This window comes from Streptomyces sp. NPDC096339 (genome assembly GCF_044762985.1).
Lineage (GTDB): Bacteria > Actinomycetota > Actinomycetes > Streptomycetales > Streptomycetaceae > Streptomyces.
In genome coordinates, this window is the sequence record NZ_JBIWFI010000001.1 from 97,245 (window position 1) to 117,210 (window position 19,966).

Consider the following 19,966-nt stretch of genomic DNA (forward strand, 5'->3'; position numbering starts at 1 on the left):
CTGGTGCCGGCGTTCTTACCCGCCCCCTTCCATCGCTTGCCTGGACTCAACGCATTCCGGGCAGGCGACGGAGCTCGTTGACTTTCAGCAACCGGGCAAGAAGGAGATACGACAGGGCTGTCGCGAGCGCCCCGGCAGCCAAGGCGACAGCAGTAGGCCACGTCCCCTCTCCCAGGCCGGCGCACGCACGTGCTGCGGCCCAGCCCAGCCCAGCAGCCGGGCACGCGGCGCACAGCAGCTTCACGTAGGTGCGGCGCAGACCTCCGTCGTCGATCCGGCCCCCCATCTTTTTGCGCAGCAGGTAGGCGGTGAGTGCGACACCGGCCACGTAGGAGAGGGTGTAGGCCCCGGCCATGCCGACCACCGACCAGCGGGCGGGCAGGGCCACATGGCAGGCCGTGGCCAGGGCGATGTTCACGCCTGCGATCCAGGCCGCCATGAAGAACGGGGTGCGGGTGTCCTCGAAGGCGTAGAAGCCGCGCAGCAGCAGGTACTGGGCGGAGAACGGGATGAGTCCGAGCCCGAACGCCTGCAGCATGTAGCCCAGTGGGCGGGCTGAGGCGGTATCGGCTGCTCCGTGGGCGAACAGCAGCGAAGAGATCTGGGGCCCCAGGGCGAGGAAGAGGAATGCGGCGGGAACGATGACCACGCCGCTGATCCGCAGCGCCCGGGACAAGTCCGCGCGCAGGTCCGGGATGCGGCCCTCGGCGACGGCCCGGCTCATGCGCGGCAGCAGCGCCGTCACCAGGGAGACGGTCACGATCGACTGCGGCAACATCCAGATTGTCTGCGCGTAGGTGTAGGCGGAGTAGCCTGCGCCGGCCTGCGGCAGCTCCTGGTCGGCGGCGTTGGCATAGTTCGTGACCACCGTCAGGGAGACCTGGTTGGCCAGGACGAACAGCAGCGTCCACTTCGCTGCGTGCACGCTCTTGCCCAGGCCGGTGCCCCGCCAGTCGAACCGCGGCCGGAACCGGAAACCGGCCGCCCTGGCGAACGGGATGAGCGCCAGTGCCTGGACGGCGATACCCGCGGTCGTCCCGATCCCCAGCAGCCGCACCTGGGCGGCGGTGATGTCCTCCACCCGGTCGGGCACCGTCATCAGCCCCAGGTAGGCGGCGAACATGCCGACCAGCACGACGTTGTTCAGCACCGGGGTCCACATCATCGCGCCGAACTTCTCACGCGCGTTCAGCACCTGCCCGTAGATGCTGAACAGGCCATAGAAGAAGATCTGCGGCAGCAGGAACCGCGCGAACGTCACCGTCAGCTCGAACGCCTCGTGACTGTCCGGGGTGTCCCGCATGTACAGGCTCACGATCTGCGGCGCTGCCCATGCCGCCAGCGCCGTCCCCACGCCCAGCATGCACACCACGAGCGTGACCAGCCGCTGCTCGTAGGCCCGCCCGCCATCGGGCTCCGTGGCCCGGGCCCGAACCAGCTGCGGCACCAGCACAGCGTTTAGCGCGCCGCCGATCAGCAGCGTGTACAGGCTCGTCGGCACGGTGTTCGCCGTGTTGTACGTGCTGGCCAGCAGGCCCGTTCCCAGGGCCGCGGCCTGCAGCACCTGACGGATCAGCCCCGTCGCCCGCGACACCACCGTGCCAACAGCCATCAACAAAGACGAACGAGCCAGCCCGCCTTTGTCCTTATTCCGCCGGGCGGCACGCCGCCCCCCTGTCTGCTGCTCCGGCGGCATGGTCTGCGCCGCGGAGTTCGTCCCCTCCACCATGCCGTCAACCTATGCCCCAAGATCCCACGCCCCCAATTCGCGCGCCTCACTGCTCGCGCGGTCCCGGCACGCGTCCGTCCGCTCCCTGGAACGGCACACCAGCCCGGCCCGCTCACGCGGGGGCCGTGGCGCTCTCACTCACGGGGCGGCGCGGGCCGGGAACCGCCTTGGCCGTGGTGGCCAGGTCCAGCTCCAGGCGGCTGTTCATGTCCGGCTCGAACCGGCCGTAGGAGTTCACGTGCGTCCAGAACAGCGGGGACAGGGCCCGCCGGTCGGTGCCGGTGAGCGTGTCGGCCCACTTCGGGTCGGCAAGGACCTGCTGCATCAGCAGCGTGTTGACGTGCACGAGAGCGGACTGGAGCAGGTGCCGGGCGAGCATGGACACCTCCTGGGACTCCTTGTCCGCACCTGCCAGGTAACCGTCCTTGCCGTATAAGAGGTCCTTGTTCGCGCTGTTCCAGTTCTCCACGACCTGCAAGCCCTCATGGATCTCCTGGCGCAGCTCGACGTCGGCAAGGTAGTCGCACACGAACGCCGTCCGTACCGCCCGCCCGCCCGAGTTCCTCGATCGCCTGGTAGGTGGGGTGCTTGGGGTCGCCGCGGGTGAAGCGGCGCAGGACCTGCTTGGCCTCGGCGGTGCCCAGCCGCAGGGCGGTGGTGTACTTCACGATCTGGCCGTACTGCCGGCGGGTCATGTCCCAGTTGATCGTCTTGGTAAAGAGCACCGGGGCGAGGTTCGGCCAGTTGTCGTCCTCCCCGACGGTCGGCCGGTACAGCCTGGCGGAGCCATGTTCTTCAGCCGCGGCATCAGCTGAAGTCGAGCATGTGGGCGAACGCGAAGCCGACGATGGACGCCCCGTGGGTGTCGGTGTACTGCCGGTCCACTTCCATGTCGGTGCAGTGCCGCAGTACGCCCCCGATCATCGAGACACCTCGGAGAGCGAGCAGGACTTGAGCCGGGAGTAGATGCACACCGACTTCCGCTCGACGTGCGCCAGTAGATCACCACGCTGGGGCCCCGGTAGCGCTGGTGCCACTCCGTCATCAGGTTCGAGGACCAGGCCCCGAACTTGCGGCTGTCGGACGCACACGCGGTGCCGGTACCCCACCACATCTCGTCACGGGCTGCGAAGGTGGCGTTCACCAGCTGCACCAGCGCGGCGCGCATGTTGGCCCGGTTGACGAACAGGTGCCGCACCCGACGCAGCGTCGCCTCGGACTCACCGTGCTTGCCCGTCACCGCGACCCGCTTGATGCCCATGTTGGTGCCGAGCCCGAACAGCATCAGCAGCAGCTGGCGCCGCAGCACGTCCTTGGACGGATTCTCGCGGGTGGCGACCGAGGTGAACTCGGCGATGAAGTCCGTGACGAACTCGGCGTACTTCAAGATGTTCAGCAGGTCGATGGCCCGTTGACTGAACCGACTCCGGCGTTTTGGCAGGTCAGAGGCGGTTTCTGCTAACTTCCCGCCATGGCTGATCCTCTGGGTCCCGGACGGGATCTGACGAGCTTCGTGCTGCCCGAGCTTGGCCGGTTGGTCGAGACGGGTGAGCCGCAGGAGCCGTACCGGCTGCTCGCTGCAGACGGCTTGCCGGTTGGACCGGTCGCGGCGTTCTTCGCCGAGTTGCAGGCGGCCGGCAGACCGGCGACCACGATTCGGTCGTACGGCATGGATCTGCTCCGGTGGTTCCGGTTCCTGTGGGCGGTCGATGTCGCCTGGGATAGGGCGAGTCGCAGCGAGGCCCGGGACTTCTGCCGCTGGTGTCCGAACTCTGAACCGCATGCCGTCGATCAGTTGCCGCCGGGGCCAGACAGGCGGCCGACCCGACCTGGCACCCTTCGGCAACAGCGGCTCCAGCACCGCCCACTGCTCGTCCGTGAGATCTCCCCGACCCATGAACCTTGATCATTCACAGCTCTAGATCCATTTTCGGTACACGGCCTGGTCCGACAGGGTTTGACGGGGTCTGGCACGTCCTGGCTGCCTCAGATCTCGATACGCCGGAGCCACCAGTGCAGATGTTCTGGGGCGAAAGGGTCGTTAACCGTCCGCTTGAGGACGCGTGCGTCGACAGGGTCCAGCGCGGCACGCAGCTCTCGTCGAGCCCGAGCCCGCAGGTTCCATGCCGCCACTTCGAGCAGCGTGCGGATATGCCCGGTTGGGACGTCTGAGTATCCGTAGTGCCACTCTTCAGCACTACGGGGTCGGCCAGCCCGCAGAGTCCAGCGTCGGAACGCGAGCGCGACGTCACCTCTGGACAAACCGCGCTCGCGCTCGAACTGGAAGATCTGTCGGTTTGCCGAGGCAGACAGCCCCGGCATGACGGTCCGTCTGGCATGCCTCGTGTCCCGACGCGGCAGCTGAGACCTGATCTCGCCCGGTGTCCGGCGAGGCATGTCGACTTCCTGAAGGTGCTGGTCTTGGCAGGTCCCCGAACGCTAACCCGGCCGCCAGTGATCCTCAAGGGCTCACGAGACAAGGGACAAGCTGGTGCGCAGTCCAAACGAACAGCGCAGGGTTGGAACACTGCCTCTTCACCAGTAAGGCGGCGGCGCCGAGGCGGCCGAGTACGGCACGTGGGTCACCTCCGCGCAGCTGCGCCCGATCTCCGGCGTGAGCCTGGACGGCGTACCCGGCCACCCCGAGAGGCGGCCACCGTGGCGCCGTCCCCGTGGTCGTGGGTCATCGACGGCCTCACCGGCAGCCGGGCCGCCACCGTCGACGCCCGGGAGCGCCGGCTCGCCGGCAACCACGCGCGCCCGCTGGGCACCATCCAAGCACTCGACGCGCTCGACCGGCCCGGCACAAGCCCGTGCCCCGGGTACGACGCCGCCGAGGCACTGCTCCCGATCCTCTGCCACGGCCAGGACGACGAGCCCGGATCCGATGTCTGACGGGAGGCATGGGTGAGCCCCTGCCGGGTCGGCTGCCGGGAAGGGCTCGGGGATGCCTGCGCCCCGGGGGGGGGATGGGGCGCGAGGCGGTCTATCCGCGGGCACGGCTGACAGATAGTCGACGACGGCGACGTCAAACTGCTTGTCACCATCCTTGGCGGCGTCGAGCACGCGCCAGGAGGCTTCGGCGTCCATGGCGCGCAGTCTTCCAGGGCACTACGACAGCAGACCGTCCTGATCGGCGTGCCAGGTCAGGAGCCGACGGGGGCAGGTGGCTTGAGCAGCGACGTCGGTAGGTAGGCGGACCTGGTCTGCAGGTCCCAGCCATGCACCTGCACGGCGAGCGCGACCAAGGCGATCGCGCCCAGGGGAAGCAGAGTGGTGGGCGCGGGATTCTCACCGGCACCGGCACGATGCTGCGCCAGTCGTTCCTCCAAGGCCCGCTCGAAGGCGCTCTGATCGTCGGCGAGCAGAACGCGCAGTAGGCGCTGGTCGGGGCTCACCGCATGAGCGGCGGCCAGGGCAAGGGCAGCGTCCCGTCGCTCATCCGTCGATGGCTTGGTCAGCGTCACCCGTGGCCAGTCTCGGGGCAGGTGACCGCGGGCCGGGGTCAGGTAAGCGCACAGGGCGTCCATCTGTGCGAGGTCGTCCGGTTCGGAGACGGAGTCCCGGCCGGCGTGGGGAAGGTTGTTGTGCAGGGCGGGTGCAAAGTCGCAGCGCAGGCCCAGACCGATCGCCCGCTCCCAGTCCTGCACTAGACCGCTGACGACACAGATGTCGAAGGCGTCGATCCATGTGCGGGCGGTGACCGTGTCGGTCGCGTCGTGCGTCTCGTCGTAGTCCATCTCTTCGCTGGTCAGACGCGTCCTGGTGAGAGGCAAGGGGATCTCCCAGTCGCCTCTGGGAGTGCAGCCCAGGTCCAGCACGCCCAGGCGGCACTCAGCAGCGGTGAGCAGGGCGAGGCGAGTGCGCTCGTCGTTGAGGTCGGGGTCCTGGGTGGTGCGCGCTGCAACGTGGTCGAGCAGCTCGTGGCTGAGCTCCTCGAGCATCACGCGCATCGGATAACCACGCTGATAGACATCCTCGAAGCGCTCCTGGACACGGTCCGCCTTGTCGCCAAGGGCCAGGTCCAGGCGCTGCTGGTTCACGGGATGGCGTAGCGCCTGGTTGATCTTCATCCGTCCATCCTGTCAGGCGCCACCGACAGCGCGGTACGCCCTGCTTGTGGAAGCACGGGCCGACATCATCCGCGCCAAAGCATGCCTGCCACCTGCCGACAAACCCACCACCGGTCCAGACGATCCCCCATTCACCACAGTCCCCCGGAGACCACCCACTGAAGGCCCCAACCAACGTCAGCGCCGTGACCGGCTCGAACACGTGCTCGGCCGGACGGACGGCCGCGCAGCGCCTGAACCGGGGCGTCCGGAAGGTCCGCCGGCTCCCCCAGCCCCATCTGCTCCGGGTGACGCTCCGGGGACGGCAGATACGGATCCCACGCGGTCACCAGGTGCGGGTCGGTGTGCTCATCGCGCTTACCCGGACCAAACAGATACTCCAGCAACTCGGCGGTGTCCTCACATGCGAGGGGTCATTCCCGCGTGCGGCCGACGCCGAGGTGAAGGGCGATGGCGGAGACGGATACGTTCGCGGCGCGGCGGCGGAGGGCGACGGCGAGCTTGTCTCCCTCGATCGCGGGCGGGCGGGCGCCGTGGTTGCCGTTGGCCGCGGCGGTCTCCAGGCCGATCAGGATCCGCTCGTGGATGAACTCCCGCTCGACTTCCGCGATCGCTGCGAAGACCACGAACAGCACCTTGCCCGCACCCTGCGGGTCGTACATGCCGCACAGCGGGCCGCTGAGGATTTCCAGGCGGTAGTCGCATTCGGCGAGGTCCTGTGCGGAGGCGAGCCGGCCGGTCGGGAACCCCTGGACAGCGGGTGTCACCGGGCGCGTCTACGCTCCCGTTCATGCACATGGATGATCTTGCATGGCAGGCGAGCAACTTCGGCGGCCTCGCCCCGAGAAGCGTGGACCTCTTGTTGGAGCACGGCCACCTGGAGCTGGTGATCCTGGCGGCGGCGGAACGCGGCGAGTGGTTCTGCGCGGAGGGCGCGGTGCAGGAGCTGTGCCGGGCAGGAGAGTTCGACCGGGCGCTGAAGGTAGTGGAGCCGTTCGTCGCGACCGGTTGGCCGACTGCTCTGTGGGCGAAGGCCGAGATCCTGCTCCGGTCGGGGCGGCCGCAGGAAGCACTGGATCTGGCACGCCCGGACGCGGCCGGTGGATCCTCGAAAGCCGAGTGCCATGACTTCGCCGGGTTGCTTGCCAAGGCAGGGCGAATCGACGAGGCCGTCGATCTCCTCGTCCCGCACATCGACGGGTGGTGGACCCTGTCCGTCCTCGTGGAGATCACCGAAGGCCAGGACCGTGACGAGCAGGTGTTGCAGCTCATCGCCCCGCACGCCGACAGTGCGCGCCACGCCCGGGGCGAGAGTCGGTGGAACCACCCCTTCTCCAACGCGCAGGAACTCCAGGCCCAGGTGCTGGAGCGCGCGGGCCGTGCAGACGAAGCGGTCAGGATCCTCGGCCAGGACATAGCCGGACACCGCTACCTCACGCAGAACACTCTCACCGCCTACGCCGGGCTTCTGGCGCGTCATGGCCGGCTCGACGAGCTGCGCGAGCTGGCCACCGGGCAGAACGCGCACGCCGTCCTGGACATCTACACCAGTGCCCTTCGCGACCACGGGCGGACCGAGGAGGCCGAGACCGTGATGCGCGAAGCCATCGCCGCCGACGACTGGGTCGGGTACCGGGCCTGGCTCTCCTCGGCTCTGCTGCGGGATGGCCGATTGGACGACGCGATCGCCGTGGCCGAACCCGGCTTCGGCTGGTACGACTGCTCCAACCTCCTGGCACCACTCGTCTACCCGCTTCTCCACCGCCCCGAGGAGCTGCTCCACCTGCTGGAGCACCCCAGCGTCGTACCTCACCATGACCACGAGGAGTTCCAGCACTGGTGGCGAGCCTTGGCCCTCGCCGGCCTCGGTCGCGTTGACGAGGCGATCACCTTGGCCGAAGCGGACCCGCGCCCCTGGACCGACCCCGGCATCGTCAAGGCCGACCTCCTCAGTACGGCCGGACAGTTCGACGCCGCCGCTGCCGAACTGCGGGCTCTCGGCACGTGCAAGGCACGTGAGGCCCTGTTCGAGGTCTTGGTCCGGCAGGGGCGGGCAGCCGAGGCGATCACCGTCCACCCCACGGCGGCCGAGCAGCGAGCTGCCGAACCGAAGCCCCGGCCTGTCCCTCTGGACGAGAACGGGTACTCCTTGGAGCCGCCCTTCTAGAAGTTGTTGTCGCATGTCACACCCGCATCAGGAGTGATGCGGACCGCTGGAGGAATCGGCCACCGGCGCGACCAGGAAGGACCCTGAAGGGCCGCTCCTGCCTGGCCAATCCAGGGAGTACACGCACAACGGCTCGGACTCAGCTGCCCTGGCTGCACGTTTCCAGAACGCAGACGGCCAGAACTGGGTCAAGGTCTTCGATAGCCATCAGCTGGTCCGGGCCCCGGCAAGACAGGGTGGTCGCTTTTGGCGTCGCCTGGCCGGCAAGGTGCGGCGAACCGATGAGTGTCCGCTTCCGCCCAAACCCGGCTGGTGGCATCCCGTGAAGTACCGCCTGCGGCGTCCGTGGCGGTGATCTTCCCCGAGCAGCCTGCTCCTCGCCCACCGCATTGCCCAGTGTCCCTGCGAAGCCACTGACACTTCCGATGCCGCCGATCGCCGACGTTCTCGTGTCGCCCAACAGGGCCGACTTTTGTCCGCGGACAAAAGTCGGCGTCGTGCGCAGGGTGGATGTCAGTGACATGCGCAGGGTTATGACAGTGGGATCGCAGCGTCCGTATCAGTGGGCGGTGCCGGCTCGGGGAGCATCCGGAGGCTATAGAGCACGTTGTCGTAAGAGCGGTCTGGCCTCAGACCACTTCCGACCAAGGGCCCGTGCTCTCCTCCTTCGGAATCCAGAGCAAGGGTTGGCGCGAGCGACAGTGCTCGTCCGCTCCCTCTTCCCAAGGGAATCGTCCGGCCTTGTCCGGCCAGAACAGCTGAGTGATCGGCAGCGGCGGGGCCTGGTAGAAGTCGATGCCCGCGCCGAAGAAGTCGTGGTACCAACTGGGATGCACGGGCCGTACGACCACGTCGTAGCCGTTGAGGACGTCCGCGCGGCGCTGGTCGGGCTCAAGCGGGACGCCGTCGCGTATGGCGGCCCCAGCGGCGTTCGCCACGCGCATCGCGGTCTGCGACGGCAGGCCGAAGACACATACCTCAGGGCTGCGCAGCGTGTGCCACAGGCCGATGGAGTAGCCCCAGTCCCCTGGGGCATCGCCACCGGCCACCCCCATGACGTGCCACCCGTACTCCTTGACGCTGTCCGCGATGCGCCGATCGCGTTCATCGAACACGGACCCGCCCCATTCGGTAGGGGCACAGAGAAGGCAGAGACATGGTGAATCGTTCATCCGGGGATGGTAGACCCCTTGGTCCGGCGGCTCGTCCAAGGCCTCCTGTCCTGTGTGCTTTCAGTGAGGACCTCACGGGTGGTGCCGACCAAGATGATCAGGAAGAAGACCTCCGACCGCAGCACCCGGTCTCTGGCACCGGGGCAGACGGACGCCGGCGCAGGCGGGCACACACGCACCAGCCCGCGGCTGCCCCCATGGCGCTGGGAAAGTGTGGTGGAGCAACTGTCAGTGGTCCGAGGTACCGTCCGCCCATGGCAACGAGACCCTCCGACAGCTGGCGCGCTTTGATGGCCGAGATGCTCCGAGATGTGGCGGCCGGGACCTTGGATGCAGAGTGCGCCTGTCCGGACCTCTTCCCGGAGTCGTTCCTGCAGGCGACTGACGCCGCCCTGGCAGCGTTCGAGCGGGACATGCGCTCGCTGAACATGCCGTCCGACGAAGCGGTGCTCGGGGCGGTTGAGAAGGTGGTTCTCGCGCTCAACGCGGTCGATGCGGACGGCCGGCACGGCAGCGCCGGCTACTGCACGATCGAGCGGGAGGAGCTGTGCGACTACATCGACCTCACGCTGAACGAGCACGGTGTGGACGTGATGGCTCTGTCGTCGAGGCAGGGCATCGGTGAGGCCGGGATCACGGACCAGTGGCGCGACTGGTGATGATCGAGTTGTGCGGTAGCGCCGTACCGCAACCGCCGGCGGCCCGCCACGCCCGTCAACCGCCCGTCAAAAGGCCCTGCGGGGCGCTGCTCGCCGGTATGACCATCGCTGACCGGTCCGGCTGATCCTGCGGATCAGAAAGGGCGACGGATCCCATAGGCTTCCAGGGCGTCCGTGTAGCGCTGGAGCTTTTCGTCGAGGTCCGCATGGAGGAGGCTCGCCGCCTCCCGGGCCTCCTCCAAGTTGCCTGCGGCGCAGAGCTCCACGAGTTCGGCAACGTGCGATCGGAGGATGCTGAGGGTGTCGCCCTGGATCAGGACTCCAGGAAAGTTGCGGTGCGGGAGGCGTACCACGGCGTCGTTGCCGCGATCGGTGAACAGCTCGGCCTCTACTCGTTCCATCGGATCCCCGTCCACATCAACTCAGGGTCAACTGATCAGCCCGTACTTCGAACTCGTCCTGTCCATCGAGCGTTTCGAGACCCCAGGGAGAGACGGAGATCTTGACCACGTCCGCCGTGTCCGCGGCGGTGCCAGTGGTCAGGATGTCGCAGAGGATCCCGACCTCCACGGGGTAATGGGACTCGGGCAACAGATCTTCTCCTGCGCTGAAGAGGAGCGATTTGTCGACGAAAGCCCACTGCTTGTGGTGGGCATCGGTGAAGCGAACCTCGACCAGGCCTGGCTGAGGTTCGTCATCGACCCATCGGACCGCTTCACAACGCAGGAACACCATGGTCAGAGCCTGCCATCATCGCCCGTCATGGGCATCGGATTTCCAGACTGCCTGCCCTCACGAGCGCCGCACACCGCAGTGCCGGCCCATCCGATGAGGGAACACCTGTCAGGTTTGCTCACAGCCCGGGGATCCCGGCACGCCGCATGTGCAGTTCGGAGCGGACGAGTTCGAGAAGGCGGCCGGTCCAGTTGCGGCCGCGGCCACCGTTGTCGACCCAGAACGCCGAGTCCAGGCCGTCGTAGACCAGAGTGGCGTCGTCTGTAGCCAGCAGGATCTCCGCCAGCTCGGGGTGCTGGTCGTACTTGGCACGGAGCAGGCTCGTCATGGCGGCGGTCCGGGCGTGCTCCCAGCCTTCGCGGGTCGGTGCCCCGGCAGCGAGTCCGTGTGCTGCGGCGGCCGTGTCCGCCACCACGATCGCCTCGTGGACCTCGGGCTGAGCAACCGACAGGGCCCAGTAGGCATGGCTGACGGAGGGATAGACGACCTTCCCCACCGTGATGGGGGCCGGGTAGTCGTTGCGCAAGCCGCGCAGGCCCGGGGCGGCCACCGGATCGTTCGGATACGAGGGGTGGAGGTGGATCGCCGGAGCATGGGGAAGCGCCGGTCCGTCTGCCAGGTCTCGTTTCTGCCACTCGGCTTTCCGGCGGGCTCGCTCCTCGAGGTAGGCGACGGCCCTCTCGTACTGCTCCTCGGTGACCTGGGGATCGGTCGGCAGGTACGTCGTGCCGCCCGGCCCCGCCGCCATCACCCGCAGCGGCCAGTCCTTGCTGTCCATGTCGCCCAGCGCGTAGCGGCGCCGCGATACCGGGATGGCGAGGAACGCGGCGCGGGCTGCGGCCCGGTTGTCCTCGGTCCGATCGGCGAGGAAGGCGTCTACGGCGGCCAGGCAACGTCCCGTCGAGTCGGCGCGCTTGTTCAGCTTGTCGATGGTGTCGCGCACTTCGGCGGCCAGCACGTCGGGGGTGAGTGTGGTCCGGGGCTCACTGAACTTCCATCGCGCCAGGCCGTGCGCGGATGCCTGAGCGCCGTCCGGGAACGTGGTGGCCACCCAGCCGGTCCGGAGCTTCTCCTCGAACTCCTCGACGGTGACCAGGCCCCAGCAGTCGATGAGCCCGTCGGCGTAGATGACGAGGTCGGTGAGGAAGTGCGTACTGCCGTTACGGATGAAGGCGTGCCGCCAGGTTCCGGGTATGCGGACGCCGTCCACGGTGCGATAGGTGACCCGTTTGCCGATCATCCCGGCATTGTGTCGCAACTGCCGGCGGGGAGACCTTGATTTACCTGGTCGTGGCCCACAGACGGCGGTGCCCCGTCCCTCCTGTTCGGGTTCTCTTCATCCTTGGAGCAGTCGTCGACGCCTGGCCTCTTCGTCGGAGTCGGGCAGAGTCGACGTGCCGGCGGGCGCGGGAGTAGTCGCCTCGGGGGCAGGGCGCAGTGCAACCCGGTACGACTCGGCGGAGTGGAGGACGGAAGCGTCGGGGTTCCGTCCGCGGCCGCGGGCCTTGATGTCCAGCTCGTACCAGCCGGGTCCGGAGGTGGACAGAATCGGGAGGTCTGACCTGGGTCCGTCGACGACCGACTCGATGCGCAGGCTGCCTGTGGGCGACCAGACGAGCGCTGTGGCCTCCTCTTCCCAATCTCCCGGTGAGTCCATCGGCCCGCCCGTGTGCACCTCGACGCGCACGTTTCCCGTGTTGATCCCGGTTCGCACCATGGCTCCCGCGGACATGGGCGCTATCAAGCCCCCCGACCAGTGCACGCTTTCGATGGGCACTTCACCGTGGTCGAGGACCCCGAAAATGCCCTCGTTGATGAAGACTTGGGACTCGTGGTACGTCATCACCGCTCCTCAGTCCGGGTCGCAGACTTTTATCCGCGGACAAAAGTCTGCGACCCGGACTGCTCGACGGCCACGAGGTCTTCTCCGTCCCGCCGACGGTGTATCAGAGTCAGGGAGTTCGGGTACCTCCCATGGCGCCGAGGTGGACGACCACGCTGGCGCGTCCCCCATCACACGGGCGTCCGGTAAGAAGTCGAGCATCACCCGGCGCTGGCGCTGGGTGAAGAACGATCGTCTCAACCACGCCGGCTACCTCTGGGCGTTCTCCGCGATCACCGCCTCGCACGGTGCCGAAGCCCACCACCGGCGGCGGCGCGACAACCACGCAGACTGGCACGCCTCCGCTCAGCGCAACCTCTTCAACCGCATGATCGGCCGGCTCTGCCACTGCCTCCAGCAGGACCAGCGGTATGACTAGGAGCTGGCCTTCCCACCCCCACCTGCGGAGATGGGCATAGCGGCCGCCTAGCCAGGGGCCGCTTGCTGGTCCGGGGACCGCACCTAGGGGGCGAAGCTCTGATTCGGGCCTGCATCGTCGCGCCAGTACCGCAGGACGGATTCCTGGACGACCTCGAACCGCTCGGCTGCGATCAGGCACGAGACCGGCTCCTGCCCGCCCGCGTCGGCCTCGAAGGCGACCACGACGGGCGGGCTTTCGCCGACCTGACGCGTGACTCTGAGGAGCTCGTCCGCCGTCGGTGCACGGAAGATCGGATCGTAGAACTCCGACGGGCAGCAGACGAAGAACGGATCGCCGAAGTGCGCGAGACGAGTACGAAGGCCGTGAAGTAAGTGTCTGCTGCCTGATGCTGTCCGGAGGGAAGCATTCGCAGAAGCGTCACGCTTCCGGGGAGAGTTCTACGAGTGTCTGACCGCCCGGCGCGACGAGTTGTTCGAGCTGGCGGACGCGGTGCTGTGCGCGGACGGTGCGGTGAAGTCTCCGGTGGACTTGACGCTGATGCCCGAGCATAGGCGTGGGCACGGAGCGATGCACGGCGGCCTCAATCACGGCCGGATCGATGTCGGCCGGCTGCGCACGGTACTGGCCGGACCCGGTCACTGGTGGCACATCCTGCCCGTCGCTGGCAGGTGATGATCAGGGGCGGCCGTCTGGAGCACGCCCACGGCGTTTAGCGTTGTACCTGGCCAGGCGGGCCAAGTACAACGGTAAGTCACACCCTTGCCATTGACGTGCACTTGCGGATCACTATGCTGAGTCGCGAAGGTCAAAGCTCGGGTTGATCCCCCCTAGACTGCGACGATGATCGAGATCCTCGAAAACCTGGACCTGCTGTCCCGGCCGAACCTCGACCTCACCAGTGTCGCGGTGAACGGCATCGCCCTGGGGGCGCCAGCCGCCGCCGTTCCACGGCAGCGCGTTGTGGGCGGGCTGTCCTCCGTCATCGCCCGGTATCGCGGTGGGACCAACATCGAAAGCGAGTACTACAACGCTGATGGACGGAGTCTGACGCTGGACGAGGTCATCGACGATGTTGTCCGGTCGGACGGATTCCTCTACGGCGCCGACAAGATCAACTACAAGGTGTGCGCCGGATCAGTGGTCGGCTTCGCAATCAGCGGCCCGCACCTGACCCACTTCGCACACTTGACCTCGTACGAGGAGTTCCTGACTGCGTTCGGCCAGCCTGATCGAATACACGAGAATGAGGCGTACGGCGACCTCATGAGCTACGAAACCTACTACTGGGGCGCTCGGAAGCATGTGACGTGGGACGCCTGGGAGGACCGGGTGAGCTTTATCAACATGGGCGACTTCGAGGGGAATAGCGGCCCCTGACCGCACAAACCGAAATGAACTCCTGGATGGCCGCGGATCACCCACGCGGTCCTCTGAGGAAGCCTCGGCCTCGCCTGAGTGTGCGGTGGGCCAGGCGGGCCAACTGCACGGTTCTGACCGCTCTTCCGTGATGCCTACGTCATCTGCGGGATGGTGCAGGCAGCGGGTAGCGCCCGGTGCCGCTGCTCCACGGTGTAGAGCGTGCTGAGATGCTGGCGTCTCCGAGTCCAGATGGTGGGAGTAGTGCATGGGAACGTGGGGGACCGGTCCATTCGACAGCGATATGGCGGCAGATTTCGTGGACGGTCTTGCAGGGATGTCGACTGAGCAGGGCATCGAAGCGATGACCAGGGCTTTCCAGAGGGTGGTGGACTCCGGCTCGCGCGTGGATGGCGGAGATGGAGCCAAAGCCGTTGCCGCCGCTCTCGTCGCGGGCCAGATTCCGGGCAGCCAGGTAGTGATCGATCCTGATGACGGTCCTTCTGAGCCGTTGCCCGTATTGCCGATCTCGCTCCGGCCCGAGGCCGGGCAGGCGCTTCGTCGTGTTCTGCAGGACGGTTCCGAGCCGGCCGAGGGCTGGGTCGAGACCACTGAGGCTGAGGAGTGGCGAGCGACGGTCAAGGCGATCACTCGCGCCTTGGACGTCGCCCACTGACCTCAGGCGCTCGGAGGGCTGGACTGCAGGAGGGTTCCTCCAGGGGATGAAGTCGTCATGGAAACGGAAACCCTTCGAGACGTCCTCTTCCCAGGCCTCAACCTCGTCGTGCGTCAGGCAACGGTCACGGATGGCACCTGATGGTCGACGCGGCAGGCTGCGGACCGCCAGGGCCATGTCCCCAGTGCCAACACCCCGCAGAGCACGTTCACAGCCGGTACTGGCGCATCTTGCCGGGCTGCCCGCAGGCGGCCGCCAGATGATCGTCCGTCTCGGTGTCCGCCGGCCCTTCTGCCTGTGTTTCAGATCGGGGTCGTCACGTGTCGCTGCGGCTGCGCCAAGCCCGGATCCGGTATCCGACGGGCAGCATGAGTGAGCCCTGCCGGGTCGGCTTCCGGCACTGCCGCGCTTCGACGGCGGGCGCCTGGTTCCAGGCGGTCGACGTTCTCCGGCCGACGAGCCCGCGGCAGCCCCGACCTATGTCCTGCCCTGCCGACCGCTCCGGGAACGCCTCACGGCTTCCCGCCACTGGCCCCTCGAGTCGACCAAAACCGGCTCATATTACTCCTGCCCTGCACGTTCACACGTGATCCAATGGCGTGATGCTGTGGGACGAATGGGAAAAGGCGAAGGCGGACGTGGTAGAGGCCCGGCAGGTGTCGATGCGCCTCAACCAGCTGGACGACGGCCCCGGTGCCGGTCAAAGCGACCTGGTAGTACACCAGGACGACCTCGGTGAGGTGGGGCACGACGCCTTCCTGCTGCACGGTCAACTGCAGAAGCAGGCCGACATCGCGGGCGCCGGCACCGATGGCTCGGGAAACGGCTCCACGATGCAGGCCGCGGCATCCTTGAAGACGGCCGGCTTCGCACTCGGAGGCGAGCTGGAGACCACCGTGTCCGTGTGGACCTCTCAGGTGAAGACGGTCCTGCAGGCGTGTGCCCACATCTCGAACCACCTGGACTTCTCCAAGAAGGCGCACGCCGCGGACGACGAGGCCATCGCCGCCTCGCTCCGCAACCGCGGTGGCTCGGCCATGCCCGTCTCCCGTATCGACTCGTACTTCAAGTAGGGGGAACGGCATGAACTACTCCGACCTCATGGAACTCGACCTGACAAAGCTTGGGTCCGCCGTTCAGGACTGGAAGCGCACGGCCGACGCTCTGCAGAGCCTGGCGGAAAAGGCACGGGACGGAGCCAAAGCGAGGGCCGACAAAGCCCGCTGGGAAGGCGTGAACGCCGGGGTGACGCGCGTCTTCGTCGGTAAGACGGTCAAAGAGATAGAGGACCTCCACGCCGAGGCTCAGAGCATCTTCAGCATTCTCCAGGACGCCCACTCCGAGCTGGTGGCCATCCAGCAGCAGGCGCAAAATCTGACCTCCGACGCCAAGGAACAAGGCTTCAACGTCCGGGTGGGCCAGGGCGGAGCGGTGGTGATCGAGGACGCCCTCATCTGTGAAGTGGGCGGTCCCGGTCAGCGCAAGCAGGACTTCATGCGGTGGTTCGCCGACGCACTGAGCGGAGTCGTGTGCCACGCGGCCGAGGTCGATGCCGCTGCCGTGCGCGCGTTGCGCTCCAGCCACGGTGCGGACCCGAACAACGCCGGGCACGCGATGTACACCTCTCTCGACGAGGACATGTTCCCCCGGGCACTGAAACTCGCCGGCCTGGGCAAGGACGCCAACGACAAGCAGCGGAAGGAACTCCAGCGGCTCTGGCAGTCCCTGAGCCCCGAGGCCCGGGCCAAGCTGTGGACCCAGCACCGGGACGACCTCCTTGCCGCCGGCCTGCTCCGCCCTCAAGTCAAGCAAGTCGCCGCGGACAACGGTGCTGGACCGTACGACGTCGAATCACCAGGAGTGTCGGACTACTGGAAGCAGATCCAGGCCCGCGGCATATCAAACTCCGGCGACTTCATGGGGAAAACAGACGCCGCCCGGCACATGGACCACTACCTCAACGGCAGCGGCAAGACGCTCGATCTGGACGTCGACCGCATGCTCGGTGATGACCCGGCCCTGCGGGACGCGGTGGCGCGGATCCGCGCAGGGGAAGAGGGCGAGTGGCGGCAGCAGGCGCTGGAGGCCTTCGAGAAGTCGGGAGGCCGGCCGGTCGCGATCCCGATCGAGTCCGGCAGCAGCGGATACGAACACGAAAAGGGACCGGACGGTACGAACAACTGGTACCTGGCCGTGGGCAGCGGCATGACCAATACGACAGGCGTGGCCACCGCCGTCCCCGGACCCGACGGGAAACCGCAGGTCAGCATCGACTACCAGGTCAACGTGTGGGACCGGTACAACTGGGACCCGGGCAAGGCCACGCCGATCGGACCGACCACCGTCACCGACGCCGACATGGCCCGCATGCACACGACAGGACTGGCCAGGGAATTCGACATGCGAGGGAGCAGCTCGGTGCAGCGGCACGACCTGACAGCAGGAGGATCCTGGCCGGCGCCCGAGGACACCGGACGGACCGGCACGCGCACGGACATCGGCCGCAACGAGGCCGCCCGATGACGACCCGACGCCCAAGGCGTGCCCTGGCTCTCACCGTGACGGTGGCCCTACTCGGCACGCTGGTCTCCGGCTGCGCCGGGGCTTCCGGTGGTGAGAGCGGCGGGGCAGGCAGCCGCTCGGTAAACACAGGTGCCTCGGACTGGGAAGAGGGGGCCACCGTGGACTCCGTCGCCCAGGCCTTGCGCGTGGTGGTCCCCTCGACAGCGACCGGAACCGCCGCAGCGCGCCGCAACGGGTTCCAGGACGACGGCCTGATCATGTCCTTCCTCCTGCCGAGGGATGCCGTGGACCCTTTCCTCAGCCGGCTGAAGCCGGAGCGACCCCTCCGACTTCGTGAGCAACCCTTCGCCGCGGAGGCGACACCGGCCACACCGTTCGCACACCTGGGACTCCCGGAACCGGATTCGCTCCCCCAGGTCAGGGAAGGCCAGGTGTGCGCTCCCTGCGAGGGCGGCCTCAACTGGCTCAAGGTTGCAGTGGCGCAGATCGACGCCCACAGCAGCCGTGTCTACCTGCAAGGTGTCGACTGAGGCCGGTACGGAGTCACGGGGGTCGGAGGCACAACCAGCCGGGATGGCGCCTGCCTTGCGGTCACTCCTCCGTGTCGTCGGTTCGTCACCCACCGGGCTCGACCGTGCCGGCCGCCGTAGGGTCTGTCGTCAAAGTGATCTCGGGTTGTGGATCACGGGGTGGTGATAGGCCGCCATGAACTGTCCGATGCCGAGTGGGAACTCGTGCAGCCCATGCCGCCCCGGCCGGTGCTGGGGCGACCGCGGCTGGACGACCGGACAGTCCCCAACGGGATCGTGTGGACGTTTCGAACCGGGGTCGCCTGGCGCGATGCGCCAGAGCGATACGGTTCGTGGGCCGGCCTCCACACTCGCTTCCGTCGGTGTGCCGCTGACGGCACGTTCGAGCGGATGCTCCAGGCCGCCCAGGCCGACGAGGACGCTGCCGGTGACATTGAGTGGCTGGTGTCGGTCGACTCGACCGTCGTCCGTACTCATCAGCACGCGGCGGGGGCACGAATAGGGGCTCCGCAGCCCGGCACTCGGACGGTCCTGCGGCGGCCTGACCAGCAAGATTCACCTGGCTTGCGACGGCGCCGGCCGTCCGCTCGCCTTCGTGCTGACGGGCACCGACACCAACGACTGCACCCGGTTCACCGCGGTGATGGACGCGATACGGGTGCCTCGCGTCGGGCCTGGGCGCCCCGCGTATCCGGCCCGATCACGTCATCGGCGACAAGGGCTACGGCTCGAATGCCATCCGCACCCGGCTGCGATGCCGTGGCATCTCCCACACCATCCCCGAGCGGTCCGACCAGGTCTGCAACCGGGCCCGGCGAGGCAGCCGAGGTGGCCGCCCGCCGGCATTCGGCCGCAGAGTCTACGAACGCCGCAACGTCGTCGCACGATGCTTCAACCGCCTCAAGCAGTGGCGCGGCATCGCCACCAGGTACGACAAGACAGCCCAGTCCAACACGGCATCCGTCACCCTGGGATCACTCCTGATGCGGGCATGACACATTGACGACAACCCCACAAGAGCCCGAAACGAGGCCTTCGCGGGGCCTTGGCCCGGAGGCCAGCCGCCCCCTGGTTGTCTTCAGCGGTCCACCAGGGCGTGCAGCGGGGAGACCGCTGCGCCGCGGCGGCGCTTGGCCTCGATCGTGGTCATGCCCGCGTGCAGGGCGGTCGTGCCGTGGGCGTAGGCGTCCTCGATGGGGAGGTAGTACGTGAGGTTGAAGTAGAGGTAGGGCGCCGGGTGGTCGCGGTCGAAGCCGACCGCACGGAGCCAGGTGGTGGCGCCGTAGTGGTAGTACAGGCAGAAGCCGATCATTCGGTCGCCGTCGTGGGCGGCGACCACGCGTGCCCCGTCGCCCATCATGGCGGCCTGGCGCTTCAGCAGGGCGGTCATCGCGTCGGTGCCGTCGCGGTCGTGGCCGTGGTCCTGCTGGTGTCCGGCGAGGAGGGCCCCGGCCTCCTCGAAGCAGTCCGCGAGCGGGTGGCGGCGTACGTCGAGAGCCGCCTCGGCGAACTCGCGGCGTTCGCGGCGGATGCCTACGCGGCGCCGCGAGGGCAGGGAGGCGAGGTAGTCGTCGAAGGAGCTGCCGGGGAGCGGGAGGAGGGCGTCGTCCTCCAGGTACAGGGGCGGGGCGGGGTAGAGCGGGGCGAGCAGCTCGGTGGCTTCCGCCGTGAGGTAGGGCCACCAGTGCGTGGTGCCGTGATGGCCGGCGAACTGTCGTGCGGTGTCCCGGAGGAGGGTGAGGCAGGCGCTGCGGCGGGCGGGGTCGAGGCCGGGGGCGGTCAGGGGGGTGTTGTGGTAGCCGCGGCGAGCGCCGGCGATCACCCGGGGCCGCAGGTGCGGGGGCAGGACGGTCTCGGGCTGGTAGGCGTCGTTCGGTTCCTCCCGCACCAGGTGGAGCGGGGTGGCGGCGAGGAGCGTGCCGTCGAGTTCCCGTACGAGTGCGTACGCGCTGGCGGCGGTGGGGTCCTGGGCCTCTCCGGAGAGCCACCTGTGGGAGAGGTACACCCCGGCCGGGCGGGCGAGGTGTTCCCACTCCGCGGCGGGGATCTCGTCGAGGGAATGGATGATGCTCGTGATCAACG

General features: G+C 67.8%; 21 protein-coding genes and 6 pseudogenes. 12 read left to right on the forward strand and 15 right to left on the reverse strand.

The window, feature by feature from the left end; translation table 11 throughout:
- Positions 1 to 46: 46 nt before the first annotated feature.
- The 5 genes and pseudogenes from murJ to ACIQ5Y_RS00540 all read right to left on the reverse strand — a co-directional run.
- Entirely contained in the window at positions 47 to 1,729 is a 1,683-nt protein-coding gene (murJ, locus tag ACIQ5Y_RS00520; protein ID WP_403873299.1) for a murein biosynthesis integral membrane protein MurJ, read from the reverse strand.
- 112 nt (positions 1,730 to 1,841) lie between these two features.
- A complete protein-coding gene (locus tag ACIQ5Y_RS00525; RefSeq protein ID WP_403873302.1) occupies positions 1,842 to 2,258 on the reverse strand; it encodes a Tn3 family transposase in 417 nt (138 codons plus the stop codon).
- Entirely contained in the window at positions 2,212 to 2,505 is a 294-nt protein-coding gene (locus ACIQ5Y_RS00530) for a Tn3 family transposase (RefSeq protein ID WP_403874464.1), read from the reverse strand. Before ACIQ5Y_RS00530 ends, ACIQ5Y_RS00525 begins: the two co-directional genes overlap by 47 nt.
- Before the next feature lie 31 nt (positions 2,506 to 2,536).
- A complete protein-coding gene (locus ACIQ5Y_RS00535) occupies positions 2,537 to 2,653 on the reverse strand; it encodes a Tn3 family transposase (protein ID WP_403873305.1) in 117 nt (38 codons plus the stop codon).
- 109 nt (positions 2,654 to 2,762) lie between these two features.
- A pseudogene (locus tag ACIQ5Y_RS00540) lies at positions 2,763 to 3,116 on the reverse strand (Tn3 family transposase); the annotation flags it as partial.
- A gap of 84 nt (positions 3,117 to 3,200) precedes the next feature.
- On the opposite strand from ACIQ5Y_RS00540, the pseudogene ACIQ5Y_RS00545 reads away from it, so the two are divergent.
- A pseudogene (locus tag ACIQ5Y_RS00545) lies at positions 3,201 to 3,434 on the forward strand (integrase); the annotation flags it as partial.
- A gap of 92 nt (positions 3,435 to 3,526) precedes the next feature.
- On the opposite strand, the pseudogene ACIQ5Y_RS00550 reads toward ACIQ5Y_RS00545, so the two are convergent.
- Positions 3,527 to 3,626, reverse strand: a pseudogene (locus ACIQ5Y_RS00550) (transposase); the annotation flags it as partial.
- 761 nt (positions 3,627 to 4,387) lie between these two features.
- Here ACIQ5Y_RS00550 and ACIQ5Y_RS00555 point away from each other — a divergent pair.
- On the forward strand, positions 4,388 to 4,624 hold the full coding sequence (locus ACIQ5Y_RS00555) for a hypothetical protein (RefSeq protein WP_403873308.1): 237 nt from the start codon (positions 4,388 to 4,390) through the stop codon (positions 4,622 to 4,624).
- A 251-nt stretch (positions 4,625 to 4,875) separates the two neighbouring features.
- On the opposite strand, the gene ACIQ5Y_RS00560 is transcribed toward ACIQ5Y_RS00555, so the two are convergent.
- Entirely contained in the window at positions 4,876 to 5,802 is a 927-nt protein-coding gene (locus ACIQ5Y_RS00560) for an immunity 49 family protein (protein ID WP_403873311.1), read from the reverse strand.
- Positions 5,803 to 6,215: 413 nt separating this feature from the next.
- Complete coding sequence (locus tag ACIQ5Y_RS00565; protein WP_403873314.1) at positions 6,216 to 6,569, reverse strand: recombinase family protein; 354 nt, start codon at positions 6,567 to 6,569, stop codon at positions 6,216 to 6,218.
- Between the two features lie 29 nt (positions 6,570 to 6,598).
- Between ACIQ5Y_RS00565 and ACIQ5Y_RS00570 the strand changes: the two genes are divergently transcribed.
- Entirely contained in the window at positions 6,599 to 7,969 is a 1,371-nt protein-coding gene (locus ACIQ5Y_RS00570; protein ID WP_403873317.1) for a tetratricopeptide repeat protein, read from the forward strand.
- Positions 7,970 to 8,598: 629 nt separating this feature from the next.
- Here the strand turns inward: ACIQ5Y_RS00570 and ACIQ5Y_RS00575 are convergent.
- Positions 8,599 to 9,084, reverse strand: coding sequence for a DUF4262 domain-containing protein (locus tag ACIQ5Y_RS00575; protein ID WP_403873320.1), 486 nt, complete (start codon positions 9,082 to 9,084; stop codon positions 8,599 to 8,601).
- A 311-nt stretch (positions 9,085 to 9,395) separates the two neighbouring features.
- On the opposite strand from ACIQ5Y_RS00575, the gene ACIQ5Y_RS00580 reads away from it, so the two are divergent.
- Positions 9,396 to 9,800, forward strand: coding sequence for a hypothetical protein (locus ACIQ5Y_RS00580; protein ID WP_403873323.1), 405 nt, complete (start codon positions 9,396 to 9,398; stop codon positions 9,798 to 9,800).
- Between the two features lie 134 nt (positions 9,801 to 9,934).
- Here the strand turns inward: ACIQ5Y_RS00580 and ACIQ5Y_RS00585 are convergent, their stop codons facing one another.
- The 4 genes from ACIQ5Y_RS00585 to ACIQ5Y_RS00600 all read right to left on the reverse strand — a co-directional run bounded on the left by ACIQ5Y_RS00585 (position 9,935) and on the right by ACIQ5Y_RS00600 (position 12,378).
- Complete coding sequence (locus ACIQ5Y_RS00585) at positions 9,935 to 10,201, reverse strand: DUF6959 family protein (RefSeq protein WP_403873326.1); 267 nt, start codon at positions 10,199 to 10,201, stop codon at positions 9,935 to 9,937.
- A gap of 16 nt (positions 10,202 to 10,217) precedes the next feature.
- Positions 10,218 to 10,535: a hypothetical protein gene (locus tag ACIQ5Y_RS00590; RefSeq protein ID WP_403873329.1), complete on the reverse strand. Its 318-nt coding sequence runs from the start codon at positions 10,533 to 10,535 to the stop codon at positions 10,218 to 10,220.
- Between the two features lie 118 nt (positions 10,536 to 10,653).
- Positions 10,654 to 11,775, reverse strand: coding sequence for an NADAR family protein (locus ACIQ5Y_RS00595; protein ID WP_403873332.1), 1,122 nt, complete (start codon positions 11,773 to 11,775; stop codon positions 10,654 to 10,656).
- 96 nt (positions 11,776 to 11,871) lie between these two features.
- Positions 11,872 to 12,378, reverse strand: a complete 507-nt coding sequence (locus tag ACIQ5Y_RS00600; protein WP_403873335.1) for a hypothetical protein — start codon at positions 12,376 to 12,378, stop codon at positions 11,872 to 11,874.
- Positions 12,379 to 12,529: 151 nt separating this feature from the next.
- Between ACIQ5Y_RS00600 and ACIQ5Y_RS00605 the strand changes: the two are divergent.
- A pseudogene (locus tag ACIQ5Y_RS00605) lies at positions 12,530 to 12,796 on the forward strand (IS110 family transposase); the annotation flags it as partial.
- A gap of 83 nt (positions 12,797 to 12,879) precedes the next feature.
- On the opposite strand, the gene ACIQ5Y_RS00610 reads toward ACIQ5Y_RS00605, so the two are convergent.
- The gene (locus tag ACIQ5Y_RS00610; RefSeq protein WP_403873338.1) at positions 12,880 to 13,020 is read right to left on the reverse strand and encodes a hypothetical protein; all 141 of its coding nucleotides are present in this window, start codon (positions 13,018 to 13,020) and stop codon (positions 12,880 to 12,882) included.
- A gap of 154 nt (positions 13,021 to 13,174) precedes the next feature.
- Here ACIQ5Y_RS00610 and ACIQ5Y_RS00615 point away from each other — a divergent pair.
- The 7 genes and pseudogenes from ACIQ5Y_RS00615 to ACIQ5Y_RS00645 form a co-directional block, all read left to right on the forward strand.
- A pseudogene (locus ACIQ5Y_RS00615) lies at positions 13,175 to 13,429 on the forward strand (transposase); the annotation flags it as partial.
- A gap of 210 nt (positions 13,430 to 13,639) precedes the next feature.
- Positions 13,640 to 14,176: a hypothetical protein gene (locus ACIQ5Y_RS00620; RefSeq protein ID WP_403873340.1), complete on the forward strand. Its 537-nt coding sequence runs from the start codon at positions 13,640 to 13,642 to the stop codon at positions 14,174 to 14,176.
- A 247-nt stretch (positions 14,177 to 14,423) separates the two neighbouring features.
- Positions 14,424 to 14,831 (forward strand): DUF4259 domain-containing protein, encoded by a 408-nt coding sequence (locus tag ACIQ5Y_RS00625; RefSeq protein WP_403873343.1) that lies wholly within the window; start codon positions 14,424 to 14,426, stop codon positions 14,829 to 14,831.
- Between the two features lie 602 nt (positions 14,832 to 15,433).
- A complete protein-coding gene (locus ACIQ5Y_RS00630; protein ID WP_403873346.1) occupies positions 15,434 to 15,904 on the forward strand; it encodes a hypothetical protein in 471 nt (156 codons plus the stop codon).
- Between the two features lie 10 nt (positions 15,905 to 15,914).
- Positions 15,915 to 17,354: a hypothetical protein gene (locus ACIQ5Y_RS00635; protein ID WP_403873349.1), complete on the forward strand. Its 1,440-nt coding sequence runs from the start codon at positions 15,915 to 15,917 to the stop codon at positions 17,352 to 17,354.
- Between the two features lie 158 nt (positions 17,355 to 17,512).
- Positions 17,513 to 17,884, forward strand: a complete 372-nt coding sequence (locus ACIQ5Y_RS00640; RefSeq protein WP_403873352.1) for a hypothetical protein — start codon at positions 17,513 to 17,515, stop codon at positions 17,882 to 17,884.
- A 165-nt stretch (positions 17,885 to 18,049) separates the two neighbouring features.
- A pseudogene (locus ACIQ5Y_RS00645) lies at positions 18,050 to 18,879 on the forward strand (IS5 family transposase).
- 83 nt (positions 18,880 to 18,962) lie between these two features.
- Here the strand turns inward: ACIQ5Y_RS00645 and ACIQ5Y_RS00650 are convergent.
- Positions 18,963 to 19,964: a GNAT family N-acetyltransferase gene (locus ACIQ5Y_RS00650; RefSeq protein WP_403873355.1), complete on the reverse strand. Its 1,002-nt coding sequence runs from the start codon at positions 19,962 to 19,964 to the stop codon at positions 18,963 to 18,965.
- Positions 19,965 to 19,966: the final 2 nt, after the last annotated feature.